This window comes from Nesterenkonia xinjiangensis (genome assembly GCF_013410745.1).
GTDB classification, from domain to species: Bacteria; Actinomycetota; Actinomycetes; order Actinomycetales; family Micrococcaceae; genus Nesterenkonia; species Nesterenkonia xinjiangensis.
The window spans coordinates 1,177,106-1,191,603 of record NZ_JACCFY010000001.1; the positions used below are offsets into that span (position 1 = coordinate 1,177,106).

The window sequence follows — 14,498 nt, forward strand, 5'->3', positions numbered from 1 at the left end:
GCACACATCACGGGACGTCACGGAACACCCCTGGACCACCTGTGAGGAGCGGCGGATCGACACGGCCGACCCTCTCGGGAGCACCCTCAGAAACGCCCCGCGCCCTCCCCAGACGCCTCGGTCAGGAACCCGTCCACATAAAGGTCCCGGATCTCGCCGCGCAGACCGGCGGTGAGCTCGGCGACGTCGACCGTGCCGTCGTCGAGCAGCGCACCCACTGCGGTGATCAGCTGCCCCACGGCGAACTCGCCATCGGCCGCCCCCAGCACCCCCGCCGCCCCGGAGGAGACCGGCCGGATGCGACGCAGCCCTCCGCCCTGCCGGGCGAGGATGACCTCCGGATCGGCGGCGCCGAAACGCTGGTGCCGCTCTTCGGTGACATCTTCGGCGACGACGAGCCTGAGGTCCAGCACGGCGTCCGGCTCCCGCGCCACGGCGAGCGCACGCTGGGTGGTGCACCCCAGCGCCGGGCCCAGCGGCTGGTCGACCGGGTGGGTGATCTCCTCCGCCCGGCACCAGGTCACCGAGGAGGAGCCATCGTCGCCCACCTCCGGACGATGCAGCCAGACCATGCCGAAGCCCACGGCGGAGACACCCCGGGCGGCGAAGTCCTCCACATAGTCGGAGTACCGGCCGCGGTAGTCGTCGAGATCTCGCTGCTCGGAGGCGTCGCGAAGCCATGTCTCCGCGTAGCCGGGGCCGTCCTGCAGATCCCGTTGGATGAACCAGGCGTCCAGTCCGGCCTCCTCTGCCCAGCGACGCGGCCGCTGCTGCCAGTCGACCTCGCCGTGGACCTCCCAGTTGCCCAGCATCTGGGCCGTCCCGCCGGGTGCCAGCACCGCCGGAAGCCCAGCGACCAGCTCTGCCATCAGCTCGTCCCCGGTGCGGCCTCCGTCGCGATAGGTATACCGCTCCCCCACCCTGGCCTCGGTGGCGCGCGGGGTGATGACGAACGGCGGATTGGAGACGACCAGGTCGAAGCGCTCGTCGGCCACCGGCTCCAGGAGGCTGCCCTCACGCAGCTCCACGCGAGCGTCCAACCGAGCGGGGTCCAGCCTCAGCGCCTCGGCGTTGAGCAGCAGGTTGAAGCGGGCGAAGCCCAGCGCACGCGAGGAGATGTCGGTGGCGACCACATGCTCGGCGTGGTCCAGCAGCTGGAAGAGCTGGATGCCGCAGCCGGTGCCGATGTCCAGGGCCCGCCGCACGGGCCGCCGGTGAGTGATCGAGGCCAGTGTCAGACTGGCCTGCCCGATCCCGAGCACATGCTCGGCAGGCAGCGCGCCGTCCACCTGATGCGAGGACAGATCAGAGGCGACCCAGAGGTCCTCGGTCGAGGACCCGCCCGCCACCTGGAAGGGGCGCAGGTCCACCGACGGCCGACACAGCGGACCGTCCCGGTGGGCCAGGCCCAGCCGGACCAGCCCCGCGGCACCGACGCCGGGCAGCGCAGAGTCGACGACGACGGCGGGCACCTCCACGTCCAGCAGCCACAGCGCGGCCAGCACCGCCCCGGGATCCGGCCGCTGAGCGGCGAGCAGCCGACCCACCTGCAGCTGCCCCGGGGCGATCTGCTCCCGACTCAGGGCCGCCACCGCGTCCTCGCCGAGCAGCTCGGCCACGTGCAGGTTGGTGAAGCCGGCGGCGAGCAGGTCGCCGCGCAGCGCGGCCACCAGGTCCAGATCTGCGGAGGAGGGGGCGGGCAGCGCCGCGGCGGACTCGCGGGACAGGCGGGGCATCGGTGTCAGGACCTCTCCAGGGGCACGGGAGCAGGGAGCTGCGAGGGCCGGGAGAGCCGGTCCTCACACGCCGCGCAGCGGGTCGTCTCAGGGATGTGGCGGCAGTCCTCGCAGTACAGCTGAAGAGTCGAGCAGCCGCGGTCGAGGCAGTTGTGGAGGGTGCTGGTGGGAGCCGCACAGCGCGTGCACTCTCCCACGGTGACGGAGTCCTGGCTGAATCGGGTGTTCATCCGCCCGTCGAACACGTACAGCTCGCCCTCCCAGAGGCCGGAGTCCCCGTAGGTCTCCCCGTAGCGCACGATGCCGCCGTCGAGCTGGTAGACCTCTTCGAAACCGCGGTTGCGCATCAGCGAGGAGAGCACCTCGCAGCGGATGCCCCCGGTGCAGTAGGTGACCACCGGCTGGTCCTTCAGATGGTCGTACTTGCCGGAGTCCAGCTCTGCGACGAAGTCTCGCGTGGTCTCGGTCTCCGGGACCACGGCGTCCTTGAACCGGCCGATCCGGGCCTCCACCGCATTGCGTCCGTCGAAGAAGGCGACCTCCACACCCTCGGCCCGGCGAGCGTCGACCAGCTCATGGACCTCATGCGGCGTCAGGTGCTGACCCCCGCCGATCACCCCGGACTCATCGACCTGCACCTCGTCCGGGACGCCGAAGGCGACCAGCTCCGGGCGGACCTTCACCGAGAGCCGGGGAAAGTCCTCTGCGCCGCCGTCGGACCATTTGAACTCCATGTCCCGGAACGGGCCGTAGGTGCGGGTCTGCTTCACATACTGCTTCACCGCGGAGAGCTCGCCGCCGACCGTGCCGTTGAGACCATGGGGAGACACGATGATGCGCCCCTTGAGCCCCAGTTCGCGGCACAGGGTGTGCTGCCACAGCCGCACGGCCTCAGGATCCGAGAGCGGGGTGAAGGTGTAGTAGAGGACGATCCGGGAGATGCTCACGGCAACCCAGGATACCGATCGGAGAGGCCTCCATCGGCGCAACTTTATGAACTCGTTGCCTCATCCCCTCCCACGGGCAGGCGTTTTATTCATATAGTCGTGACATGACTTCCGAGCTGAACGACGCACTCGTCCGCACCTGGGTGACCGGCTGGGCCAGGACCCACGACTATGACGTGGACCATGCCGGGTCGGTCCACTCGGCCCTGCGCTCCGGCGACTCGGATGAATGGGAGTACGTCCTGTACGCCCCGGACGAGGCCGACCTGCAGAAGGTCATCGCCGAGGTCACCAAGAGTCCCCGACGCCTGCTCACGCTGATCGCTGAGCCTGGCGACGTGCGCCTGAAGGACTCTCTGAACGGCCTGGAGCGGATCAGCGACGAGGAGAAGCTGATGGCCGTCGACATGGACACCCAGGACGTCGAGGACCCCATCACACCCGAGGGCTACTCCACGACCCGCGACGACCACGACGGGTGGACGCTGTTCACGGTCCTCGACGGCGACACCGTCGCCGCCCGGGGCCGCGTCGCCATCGTCGACGAGCACGCCATCCTCGACCGGATCTACACCAACCCCTCCCATCGGCGGCAGGGACTGGGCACCTTCGTGACCCGCGCGCTGGTGGCCATCGCACTGGAGGACGACGTCGAGGTCGGCCTGCTGGTCGCCAACGCCGAAGGCCTGGAGCTCTATGAGTACTTGGGCTGGACGCTGCTGGGCGACGTGTACGTCTACGGCTCGCCCGACAGTGACCGCACCCGCCCCTCGCACTCCCAGTTCGACGATCTCAAAGGCCAGGCCTGAGCAGCGGAGTCCGTCTCCGCGCCTCCGCACGACGTCCACCGACCGAGGGCCGTGCCCCCGCCGTTCCGCCCGCTCCGGGCGGTCTCCCCGGCAGGGACGCGGCCCTCAGCCGTGTCCGGGGAGACCCTGGATGACCAGCGCTGAACATAATCTTCCGCTGCGCTGATCATTCCTGTATTGTCATCGGCACTGCCACGACAGATTCATGCGCACGGCCGGTCCGTGCGCACGGCCGGACATGCGAGGCCTCGCCTCGGCCGCTCCTTCACGTGGCAGCTTCACGTCCCATGACTGAAAGGAGCGGTGATGACCGCCCACCCCTCGTTCACTGACCGTCTCGACGACGGACCGGTGATCTGCGCCGAAGGCTTCCTCTTCGAGCTGGAGCGCCGCGGATATCTCTCCGCCGGGGAGTTCGTCCCCGAGGTCGCCCTGGAGCATCCCGAGGCACTGCGCTCCCTGCACGTGGACTTCCAACGCGCCGGCTCGGACATCGTCGAGGCCTTCACCTACAACGGACACCGCGAGAAGATGCGGGTGATCGGCAAGGAGGAGCTGCTCGAACCGCTGAACCGAGCTGCCCTGCAGATCGCCCGCGAGGTGGCCGACGCCCGCCCAGGGGACCTCGTGGCCGGCAACATCTCCAACTCCAACATCTGGGATCCCGCTGACGCGGCGAAGCAGGCCGAGGTCCGGGCCATGTTCGAGGAGATGGTCGGCTGGGCCGCCGATGAGGGCGCCGACCTGATCGTCGGGGAGACCTTCTACTATGCCGGCGAGGCGCTGGCCGCCCTGGAGATCGCCCGCTCCGCCGAGCTGCCGGTGGTACTCACCCTGGCGCCGATGGCCTTCGAGGAGATGGCCGACGGCCTGGGCGTGGTGGAGACCTGCCAGCGCCTGGAGCAGGCGGGAGCCGACGTCGTCGGGCTCAACTGTTTCCGCGGGCCGGAGACCATGATGCCCTGGCTGCGGCAGATCCGGGCGGCTGTGTCCTGCCACGTGGGTGCGCTGCCGATCCCCTACCGGACCACCGAGTCGGAACCCACGTTCTTCAACCTCTCCGACGACAGCGCGGCCGTTCCCTCCCCCCACGGACGGACCTTCCCCACCGCACTGGACCCGCTGTTCACCAACCGCTACGAGATCGGCGCCTTCGCAGCGGAGGCCCACGCGCTCGGGATCAACTACCTGGGCGTGTGCTGCGGCGCCGCTCCGATGCACATCCGTCAGGTGGCCGAGGCGGTGGGGCGGACCACGGAAGCCAGCCGGTACTCGGAACGGATGGAGAACCACTTCATGTACGGCTCGCACGACCGGCTCCCGGGGCACATCGCGGAGCTCGGCTCCCGCGCCTGACGGGGCACGCCGGAGGACAGCGGCGGGGCGAGTACCCTGGCGGGATGACCCGCCCCGCAGCCGATCCCGCCGTCGATCCGTTCGCGCTGCTGCGCCGCGCCGGGCTGCCCTCCACGGTCAGCGAGTCCGGCCCGCTCCGTCATGTGCACACGCTGCCGGCCCGAGGGGAATCCCTCGCCGACTGGCCCGGATGGACCCCGCCGGCGCTTCGCGAGGGCTACGCCGCCGCTGGGATCGACCACCTCTACACCCATCAGGCGACCGCCGCGGAGGCGCTGCACGCCGGTGAACATACGATCCTGGCCACCGGCACCGCATCCGGCAAGTCGCTGGGCACCCAGCTGCCCGGGCTGGCCTCCGTGCTCGCCGAGGGCGGCACAGTGCTCTACCTGTCCCCCACCAAGGCGCTGGCCGCCGACCAGCTCGACGCGCTCACCGACCTGGCACGCCAGGTGGACCACGCCCTGGACTCTCCGGAGAACTCCGACCCGGCGCTGCGCCCCACCGACGGCGGAATCCGCCCGGCCGCCTACGACGGCGACACCGACCCCGAGGAGCGCCGCTGGGTGCGCCAGCACGCCAACGTGGTGCTGACCAACCCAGACATGCTCAACATCGGGATCCTCCCCAACCACCGGGCCTGGGCACGGTTCCTGTCCCGCCTGCGGCTGGTCATCATCGACGAGGCGCACAGCTGCCGCGGGATCTTCGGCTCCCACGTGGCGCTGCTGCTGCGTCGGCTGCGCCGGGTGGTGAGCCACTATCGGCACGGAGCCGAGCCCGTGTTCGCCGGCGCCTCGGCCACCAGCGGTGATCCGGCGTCATCGTTCGCCCGACTCATCGGCGTGCCCGCCGACCAGGTCACCGCCGTGATGCAGGACGGGTCCCCGCACGGCGCCGTCGACTGCTACCTGTGGGAGTCCACGCTCTCTGAACAGACCGGCGACAGCGGCGCCCCACTCAAGCGCAGCCTCACCGTGGAGGCCGCCGATGTGCTCACCGACCTCATGGTGGCCGGACACCGCACCCTGGCGTTCATCAAGTCCCGCCGCGGGGCGGAGACCATCGCCCGCATCGCCGCCGACAGCCTCGCCGAGATCGACGCGGACCTGATCGGCCGGGTGGCCGCCTACCGGTCCGGGTATCTGAAGGAGGAGCGTCGCGAGCTCGAGGATGCGCTGCGCGACGGCCGACTGTTGGGCGTGGCCTCCACTCCGGCTCTGGAGCTGGGCATCGACATCTCTGGGCTGGACGCGGTGATCATCGCCGGCTGGCCCGGGACCCGGGCCTCCTTCTTCCAACAGCTGGGACGAGCGGGCCGCTCCGGACAGCGCGGTGTCGCATTCTTCATCGCCGGGGACGATCCCTTGGACTCCTACCTGCTGGAGCACCCCGAGACGATCTTCGAGACCCGGGTGGAGGACGCCGTCATCGACCCCTCCAACCCGCATGTGGCGGCCCCGCACCTGCTGGCCGCCGCCCAGGAGCTTCCCCTGACCCTGGCCGACGTCGAGCTGTTCGAACCCGGTCGGTGGCTGATCGACGCGCTCACCGAGCAGGGACACCTGCGGCGTCGGCCGCGAGGCTGGTTCTTCGCCCACGACGACGCCTCCGCGGCCGGCTGGGTGCGGCTGCGCTCCGACGGGGGCGGGCCCTATACGATCGTCGACGCCGAGGACGGCTCGGTGATCGGTGACATGGGTGCCGCCCAGGCCCAGCCGCAGGCGCACCCGGGAGCGGTGTACGTCCACCAGGGACGGACGTTCATCGTGGAGGACCTCGCCCTGGACGACGGCGTGGTGCTCGTGTCCCGGGCCTCGCCGCCGTACTACACCCAGGCCCGGGAGACGACCTCGATCGAGGTGCTGGAGACCTCCTCCTCGGAGACCTGGGGGCGGTTCGAGCTGCACTTCGGGCAGGTGGAGGTGACCTCCGCCGTCGTCGGATTCCAACGGAAGGCGCTGGGCAGCTCCGAGGTGCTCTCCGACGAGCCGCTGGAGCTGCCGCCGTCGAGGCTGCAGACCGAGGCCGTGTGGATCACCGTCCCGGAGACCGCTCTCGCCGCCGCCGGCGTGGTGCCCGAGCACGTGCCCGGGGCGCTGCACGCCGCGGAGCACGCGATGATCGGGCTGCTGCCGCTGATCGCCTCCTCGGACCGCTGGGACATCGGCGGCGTCTCCACCGCCCTGCACGCCGACACCCAGCTGCCCACGATCTTCGTCTACGACGGCCACCCCGGCGGGGCAGGATTCGCCGAACGCGGACACACCGCCGCCTCTGCGTGGATCGCCGCGACCGCCCAGACCATCCGCGGCTGCGGCTGTGACTCCGGATGCCCCTCCTGCGTGCAGTCGCCGAAGTGCGGCAACCGGAACTCGCCCCTGGAGAAGATCTCCGCCCTGCATCTGCTCGAGGCCCTGCTGGCGGCCGCACCCTGAGAAGCACCCGCCCCGGAGACCAGTTGGCTCCGCGGTATGGGCCCTTATCCAGCGGAATTCCGTCTGATAAGGGCCCATACCGCAGAGCCAACGTTGAGGATGGGTGGAGAGTTCTCAGATCATTCGCAGAGGTTCAGCTCCGAGTCTTCCAGGGTGAGGTTCTCCGCCACGATGTTCTCTCCGCAGGGGCTCTCATTGATCGCGGTGTCCCGCAGCAGCAGGTTCTGGAAGGTGATGTCCGAGGTGTTGGCGAACTCGCTGCGCGCCGAGATGCGGATGTCGCCCGGGCCCTCGACCACGCCCTGATCGGTGGCCAGGGTGATGTTGTGGCAGTTCTCGATCAGCATCGCGTTGGAGCCGGTGTCGCGGATCTCCAGCTTCTCGATCTCCACCCCGCCGGACTCGGAGACGCAGAAGAATCCGCGGCCGCCGCCGTCGGCGATCAGCTCGCCCACCCGGATGTTGGTGGGGTACTCACCGTCGATCTGCCCGTTGCGGTTGGCGGTGCGGAAGGTGGCGTAGCCGGTGCCGGCGGCCGCGCCGTCGCCGACGACGCGTTCGATGTCGGCGTTGACGGTGTCGTTGAGCAGCAGCCCGGCATAGCCGGTGTCCACCGCGGTGACGGTGCCGACGGTCAGCCCGTCCACCCCGTAGGTCTCCACGCCGTGGGACTCGGTGCCCGAGACGTAGACGTCATCGATGGTGATGTTCCGTGCTTCTCGGACGAAGTCGTCGTCGCGGCTGTCGATGCGCATCCCGTGGCCGCCGGAGAGCTGCAGGTCCATCTGGCCGAAGTACACATCCGAGGAGGTGCGCAGGTAGACGCCGAAGTTCGGGTTGCCGGTGACGGACAGGAACGGCACGGAGACGTCCTCGGCGTGCCGGATCCGCACCACGCCGACATGCTCCTCGTAGCTGAAGTTCGACTCGTTGCCGGCCACGTGGATGGTCCCGCAGACCGAGAAGGACGTGTGGCTGGGCAGGTCGACCGCCGCATCGGCGGGCATAGTGCCCGAGCCGCGCACCACCACGGACTCCTGCTCGGTGCGACCCTCGGAGAGGCTGTCGACGGCGGCCTGCATGGCGTCGACCATGGCATAGCTCTGGTGGACGGTCTCCCCGCCGTTCATGGCCCGCCAGGTGTCGCCGTTGCGGAGCACCGTGGCGTCGGCGCCGTCCACGGAGCACTCCTCGAACGGGTTCCCGTTGCTTCCCCGCGCGGTGACCGGGGTCAGCAGGGGCTCGGGCTGCTCGGAGATGCCTCCGGCGTTGACCGCGAGGACCGTGTAGTAGTGGTTCACCTCGCTGGCGCCCTCGGCCGTGTAGCTGGTGCCGGTGGTCTCCGCGACCCGCTCGAAGCCGCGATCCGCGTTCAGCGAGCGATAGACGTGGTACTCCCACGCGGCGTCGTCACCGGTCCAGCTGATGGTGGTGCCCCGCGGGTTGGCCCGCTCCAGCCGCAGGTCCTGAGGGGCCGCGGGCGCCTCCACCGACGGGTCGACGACAGCGACCGTGTGGGCCTCGCTGTGTCCCGACTCCACCCCGGCGGCGCTGGTCTGGGTCACCACATAGTCGTAGGAGTAGCCGAGCTCGACGGCCTCGTCGGTGAGGCTGACGGTCTCGGTGGTGCCGACGGACTCGTATTCGCCGGCTCCGGCGTCGGAGCGATAGAGCGTGTACTCCGCGGCCCCCTCGGTGGGCTCCCAGGACAGGGTGGCAGAGGGCGGCTGGGTGCTCACCTCGTCGGCGTGAAGCCCGGAGGGCGGGGCGACCTGGGAGACCTCCACACCGTTGATGCGTCCGTCGCTGAAGACCTCGAGGACCAGCGAACCGTCCTCAACCGTGGTGTACACGCTGTGCTCAGCGAACTCACCGGAGCCGCGCGGCTGCAGACTGCCCTGATCCTCTCCCTGGACAGTCAGCTGGGTGTTGTTCGAGGCGATCTGGTCCCCTGAGATCACGGTGACGTGGTAGTCACCGTCGGGCAGATCCACCTGGAACTGCTCCCCGCCGGCCAGGACGAAGTTGCGGCGGACGTCGTCCGGAGCGCCGCGGTCCCGGCAGGCGGCCGGGGCGCTGAGTCCGAAGCCGGTGTCGACGTCGTAGAGCGTGGAGGCGGTGACCTCGAGGCTGCCCTCAGCGACCGGGTCCCCGGCGCAGCCGAAGTCGAAGGCCAGCACCTCACCGGGCGGGATGCCGTCGGACGGCGAGTAGGCGGTCTGGGTGGTGACCGTCTCGGTGGCGACTGCCTGGGTAGGGTCGCTGGGGCTCTGGTCGGTCGGGGTCGGGCTGGTCTGGGCGGCGCTGGAGGCGGCGCTGGAGGCGGCGCCCAGCGGTGCGAGCAGGGCCAGTGCGGCTGCCGTCGCGAGTGTGCTGCGGCGTCTGGTGCGAGACCGCGCTCCTCGAGACCTCGGAGGTCGGACAGGGGTCGTCGACATGCTCATCTCCCTCAGTGAGTGATTCGTGCGAGTGATTCAGATCACGTATTGAAACGTTGCAATAGAACCTACGGAATGCGCTCGCCACCCACAAGCTCGATGCGCGATGGGCATCACCGAGGGCTTCCCCGCACGTCAACGTCATCAAGTCCCACCCCGGCCGGGCCGATGTCGCATGATGGCCGCCGCTCCCCACAGACGAGGAGGGCCCCTGCACCAGACGGTGCAGGGGCCCTCCTCGTCAGCGGCTGAGAGTCAGAACGCCGGGGCGACCTCGCCGTCGGGCCAGGTCTCCTCGATGTAGTCGCGGACATCGTCGGAGTGCAGCAGCTCGTCGAGCTTCTGCAGGTTCTCATCGTCCTCGGTGCCCTCACGCACCGCCAGGAAGTTGGCGTATGGGCTACCCTCCGGGTCCTCGACCAGCAGGCTGTCCTGGGTCGGAGAGAGCCCGATCTCGAGGGCGTTGTTGCCGTTGATCACCGAGGCGTCGACGTCGTCCAGAGTGCGGGCCAACGAGGCGGCGTCAGCCTCGATGAACTCGAAGTCATGCGGATTCTCGGCGACGTCGTTGATGGTCGCCTCGGCCGGGTCGACACCCTCGGCGAGCTCGATCAGGTCGGCGTCAGCCAGCATCGCCAGAGCGCGGCCCTGATTGGAGGGGTCGTTGTTGACCCCGATCTGACCACCCTCGGGCAGCTCCTCGAGGGTGTCATGCCGCTCGGAGAACAGCGCGAAGGGCTCCACGTGGACGCCCTCATAGTGGGCCAGCTCGTAGCCCTGCCCCTCCACCTCGGACTCGAACCACGGCTGGTGCTGGAAGTAATTGGCGTCCAGCTCCCCGGCGACCAGCGCCGGGTTCGGCTCGGTGTAGTCCTGGTACTCGACGACGTCGAGGGCGAGGCCGGCGTCGGCGGCCAGCTCCTCATCGATGAAGCGCAGGATGTCGCCCTGCGGGACTGGGGAGACCCCGACCGTCAGAGTGGTGGTGCCGTCCTCGTTCTCGGTCCCGATGGGGAATTCGTCGTCGGCGAAGAGACCGCAGCCGGTCAGCGCGAGGGCGGAGACGCCGACGACGGCCGCCGCGGTGGAGAGACGCAGGGTGCGTCCGGAGTGTGCAAATGCCATGGATGTGCCTTTCTGGATGCGAGTAGAACGTGCAGAGTCAGGGTCAGCGGTGGTCGATGCCCCGGGCGATGCGGTCTCCGGCCCACTGGATCACCGCGACGATGATCACCAGCAGCACCACACAGGCGATCATGGTGTCGCCCTCGTACCGCTGGTAGCCATAGTTGTAGGCGAGCGCACCAAGCCCGCCGCCGCCGATCGCACCGGCCATGGCCGTGTAGCTGATCAGGGCGACCACGGTGACGGTGAATCCGCCGACGATGCCGGGCAGGCCCTCACGGACCTGGACCTGGCGGGTGATGTGGCCGGAGGAGGCACCCATCATCTTCACCGCTTCCACCTTGCCGGCGGAGACCTCCCGAAGCGCGTTCTCCACCAGCCGGGCGAAGAACGGGATCGCTCCGATGGACAGCGGCACGACGGCGGCCTGCCAGCCCAGCGCGGTGCCCACGATGAAGCGGGTCAACGGGATGAGGGAGATCATCAGCACGATGAACGGGATCGAGCGTCCGATGTCCACGACGAGGCTCACCACCCGGTAGACGGGCGCGTTCGGGGTGAGGCCCTTGGGGCCCAGATTATGGAGGAGGATCCCCAGGGGGAGGCCGAAGATCGCCACGATGATCGCGGTGGCACCGGTCATGAAGAGCGTCTCCAGGATCGCGGCGGGCAGCTGGTTGTGGAAGACCGGGTTGTCCAGGAACCGACCGGAGGCGAGAGGCATCGCGCCGTTCAGGGTGGCTGCGGTGGTGCTCACTGATTCTCCTCCTGCTGCTCGGCGCGGACGTCGTCCTCTTCATGGGCGGCCCGCTCGGCCTCTATCTCTGCTCCGGTGGTCACCTCGGCATGGATCCCGTTCTCCCGCAGCACCCCGGCGATCTGCTCCGCCTCGGTGCGAGTCTTCGGAGTGATGTGCAGACGGCCGACCTGACGACCCTGGATGGTCTCGATGGTGCCGGCCTCGACCCGTGCGTGCAGCCCGCGGGAGGACAGCAGCGCGAAGAGCTGGCCGACGTCGGCCACGTGGCTTCCCTCAGCCATGAGCACCTCCACCAGGGTGGCCCCGGGCTGCAGCGCCGCGGTCGGGGGCAGGGAGATCAGCTCCTTGGACAGCGAGGAACCGGTGTCCTGGATGACGTCGAGCAGCGCCCCGGTGCGCTCGATGCGCCCCTCGGAGAGCAGCGAGACGGAGTCACAGATCTCCCGGACCACCGACATCTCGTGGGTGATGATGATGACGGTGATCCCGAGGCGGTCGCGGAGACGGCGGATCAGGTCGAGGATCTGGCGAGTGGTGCCGGAGTCCAGTGCGGAGGTCGGCTCGTCACAGAGGAGCACCCGAGGCTCGGCGGCGAGGGCGCGGGCGATGCCCACGCGCTGCTTCTGCCCGCCGGAGAGCTGAGCGGGGTGGTTGCGGCGGCGGTCGGTGAGCCCGACCAGGTCCAGCAGCTCCTCCACCCGGCGCTTCCGCTCCTTGGCAGGCACCCCGGCGATCTCCAGCGGGTGGGAGATGTTCCTCTCCGCCGTCCGCGAGTCCAGCAGGTTGTGGTGCTGGAAGACCATGCCGATGCTGCGGCGGGCCTTCATCAGCTGGCCCCCACGGGCCTGGCCGAGGTCGACGCCGTCGACGCTGATGCTCCCCGAGGTGGCGGGGTCCAGGCCCGTCAGGCAACGGATCAGCGTTGACTTGCCGGCGCCGGAGCGGCCGACGATGCCGTGGATCTCTGCGTCGGGGATGGTCAGGTTCACCTTGTCGAGCGCGGTCACCCCGCCGGGGTAGACCTTGCTGACCTGCGTCAGTTCGATCATGCGGACTCCATGGGTCTGGGCGTGGGCGGACCGCCCTTGTGAGGCAGGAAGATCCACCCGGGGCGATGCGCTGCGGCATTCCCCGGTTTCTGGGCATGGGGGCGCCTCCGGGCCCAGGTCATGGGCCCACGGCGGCGCTGATGAGATGGAGTGGAGGTGGGAGCGGGCAGGACACCTGGCTGTGCCGGCCGCAGTCGTTCCTTTCGTCGCTGCTCTTGCCCGTTCCATCCAGTGCTGGGGACCAGCGAGAACGGGCCGCTTCTGTCGATCCGGACCACCCGTGAACATGGGGTTGGTGAGTGACCTGTGCTGGATCGGTCAGAGACGCGAAGTCTCCGGGTCACTGCTCGTGAAGCACTCCCAGCCTAGCCGAGGGGGCGGACACCGTCATGCTCGGCGCCGCGCCGTCGTCGCGCCGCGTCACAGATGATGTGCGGATCACAGCCGCCTGGCCGAACAGATCGTCCCCGGGACGCGACGGCAGGTGCGACTGGCGGCGGGTGCGACTGGCGCGCCGCTCCTCCACAGGCCCGCCGATGCGGCCGGGACACGCGCAGCTGTCCACAGAGCGCAGTGCGGGCATGGCCTTGGCCCTGGCCGGCGAGCAGGATCGACTCATCGCCCGGATCCCCGGGCGGCGCATCGAACCGCAGGACAGTGGAAGGACTGATCGCCATGCTCTCCGTCACCACCCGCCCCGTACCCCTCTCCCCCACCCCGGTACTGCCCGCCGCAGCGGACGGGATCACCGATGAGGCTCGCCCCTCGGGCGTGGAGGAGATGCTCCGCGATCTGCACCACGAGGAGGAGGGGCTCGCGACCGCAGAGTACGGGATCGTGATGCTGGCCGCCGTCGGCTTCGCCGGGCTGCTGGTGGTGGTGCTCTCCTCCGGTGAGGTCCGGGAGATGCTCGCCGGGATCGTCCAGCGGGCGCTGACCCTCTGACCATGCCTGCCGAGGAACAGATCGTGGCAGCTCCGGAAGGGCCAGCTCCCTCTGTCCGCGGGCAGCAGAGGAGGGTCCGTCGGAGTCCTCTCGCCGACGAACGCAGGGCCGAGGACGGCGGGGTCAGCGCAGAGTTCGCGGCTGCGCTGCCCGCCGTGGTCCTCGTGCTGGGCCTGCTGCTCAGCCTCGGCATGCATGCGGCCGCGCAGGTCTCCCTCGAAGGGGGTGCCCGTGCGGCCGCACGCGAGCTGGCCCGCGGGGAGTCGGAGTCCTCCGCCGTGGAGGCCGCGCAACGGATCTCCGGAGAATCCATCCACGTCGCGACCGCCTCCGAGGGGGAGTACGCCCGGGTGACGCTGACTCGCCAGGTGCGGCTCCTGGGACTGGTGGAGATCTCGGCCGAACAGACGGCCGCCGCTGTGGCCCGCGTGGAACAGCCTGCCCCCAGGCCGCCCTCCGGACGCTCCGCGCAGGGAGATCGGTCATGAGCGGCGCCCCCTTCCGTGAGGAACGCGGCTCCGGCACCGTGCTGGTCCTCGCCATGATTGCGGCATTGGTGATGCTCATCGGCGTGGTCCATGTGCTGGGAACAGCGGCGGTCGCAGCGGCGCAGGCCGCCCGCGGCGCAGACCTGGCCGCATTGGCCGGTGCGGACGCCGCCCGAGGCCTCACCCCCGGGGACCCCTGCACGGTCGCCGAGGCGGTGGCCGAGCGCAACGTGACCCGTCTGGACAGCTGTCAGGTCACCGGGCGGGACGGCACCGAGGTCTTCGTCAGCGTCAGTGTCGGCGTGCCGGTGCTCCCCGCGTCGCTGAGCGGGGAGCACCGGGGGCCATGGGAGGCCGCCCGCACCGCACGGGCCGGGCCACCCTCGACGGCAGAAATGTGACCCCGG

Annotated in this window: 12 protein-coding genes; 6 read left to right on the forward strand and 6 right to left on the reverse strand. The window is 69.8% G+C overall.

Annotated features, from left to right (window positions below; genetic code table 11):
- Positions 1–86: 86 nt before the first annotated feature.
- The gene (locus tag HNR09_RS05495) at positions 87–1,736 is read right to left on the reverse strand and encodes a DUF7059 domain-containing protein (protein WP_179541124.1); all 1,650 of its coding nucleotides are present in this window, start codon (positions 1,734–1,736) and stop codon (positions 87–89) included.
- Positions 1,737–1,741: 5 nt separating this feature from the next.
- Positions 1,742–2,683: an oxygen-dependent tRNA uridine(34) hydroxylase TrhO gene (trhO, locus tag HNR09_RS05500; RefSeq protein WP_179541125.1), complete on the reverse strand. Its 942-nt coding sequence runs from the start codon at positions 2,681–2,683 to the stop codon at positions 1,742–1,744.
- Between the two features lie 104 nt (positions 2,684–2,787).
- Between trhO and HNR09_RS05505 the strand changes: the two genes are divergently transcribed.
- From HNR09_RS05505 to HNR09_RS05515, 3 genes are all read left to right on the forward strand, one after another.
- Entirely contained in the window at positions 2,788–3,492 is a 705-nt protein-coding gene (locus HNR09_RS05505) for a GNAT family N-acetyltransferase (RefSeq protein WP_179541126.1), read from the forward strand.
- A 306-nt stretch (positions 3,493–3,798) separates the two neighbouring features.
- Positions 3,799–4,848: a homocysteine S-methyltransferase family protein gene (locus HNR09_RS05510; RefSeq protein WP_179541127.1), complete on the forward strand. Its 1,050-nt coding sequence runs from the start codon at positions 3,799–3,801 to the stop codon at positions 4,846–4,848.
- Between the two features lie 44 nt (positions 4,849–4,892).
- On the forward strand, positions 4,893–7,286 hold the full coding sequence (locus tag HNR09_RS05515; protein ID WP_179541128.1) for a DEAD/DEAH box helicase: 2,394 nt from the start codon (positions 4,893–4,895) through the stop codon (positions 7,284–7,286).
- A 119-nt stretch (positions 7,287–7,405) separates the two neighbouring features.
- Here the strand turns inward: HNR09_RS05515 and HNR09_RS05520 are convergent, their stop codons facing one another.
- The 4 genes from HNR09_RS05520 to HNR09_RS05535 all read right to left on the reverse strand — a co-directional run bounded on the left by HNR09_RS05520 (position 7,406) and on the right by HNR09_RS05535 (position 12,658).
- Positions 7,406–9,724, reverse strand: coding sequence for a fibronectin type III domain-containing protein (locus HNR09_RS05520; RefSeq protein WP_179541129.1), 2,319 nt, complete (start codon positions 9,722–9,724; stop codon positions 7,406–7,408).
- A gap of 255 nt (positions 9,725–9,979) precedes the next feature.
- Complete coding sequence (locus tag HNR09_RS05525) at positions 9,980–10,849, reverse strand: MetQ/NlpA family ABC transporter substrate-binding protein (RefSeq protein ID WP_179541130.1); 870 nt, start codon at positions 10,847–10,849, stop codon at positions 9,980–9,982.
- Positions 10,850–10,892: 43 nt separating this feature from the next.
- The gene (locus HNR09_RS05530) at positions 10,893–11,573 is read right to left on the reverse strand and encodes a methionine ABC transporter permease (protein WP_179543034.1); all 681 of its coding nucleotides are present in this window, start codon (positions 11,571–11,573) and stop codon (positions 10,893–10,895) included.
- Positions 11,574–11,602: 29 nt separating this feature from the next.
- Positions 11,603–12,658: a methionine ABC transporter ATP-binding protein gene (locus HNR09_RS05535; protein ID WP_179541131.1), complete on the reverse strand. Its 1,056-nt coding sequence runs from the start codon at positions 12,656–12,658 to the stop codon at positions 11,603–11,605.
- 675 nt (positions 12,659–13,333) lie between these two features.
- On the opposite strand from HNR09_RS05535, the gene HNR09_RS05540 reads away from it, so the two are divergent.
- The 3 genes from HNR09_RS05540 to HNR09_RS05550 are packed head-to-tail and all read left to right on the forward strand — an operon-like array spanning position 13,334 to position 14,492.
- The gene (locus HNR09_RS05540; RefSeq protein ID WP_179541132.1) at positions 13,334–13,603 is read left to right on the forward strand and encodes a DUF4244 domain-containing protein; all 270 of its coding nucleotides are present in this window, start codon (positions 13,334–13,336) and stop codon (positions 13,601–13,603) included.
- A 2-nt stretch (positions 13,604–13,605) separates the two neighbouring features.
- A complete protein-coding gene (locus HNR09_RS05545; protein ID WP_179541133.1) occupies positions 13,606–14,091 on the forward strand; it encodes a TadE family type IV pilus minor pilin in 486 nt (161 codons plus the stop codon).
- On the forward strand, positions 14,088–14,492 hold the full coding sequence (locus tag HNR09_RS05550) for an Rv3654c family TadE-like protein (RefSeq protein ID WP_179541134.1): 405 nt from the start codon (positions 14,088–14,090) through the stop codon (positions 14,490–14,492). Before HNR09_RS05545 ends, HNR09_RS05550 begins: the two co-directional genes overlap by 4 nt.
- Positions 14,493–14,498: the final 6 nt, after the last annotated feature.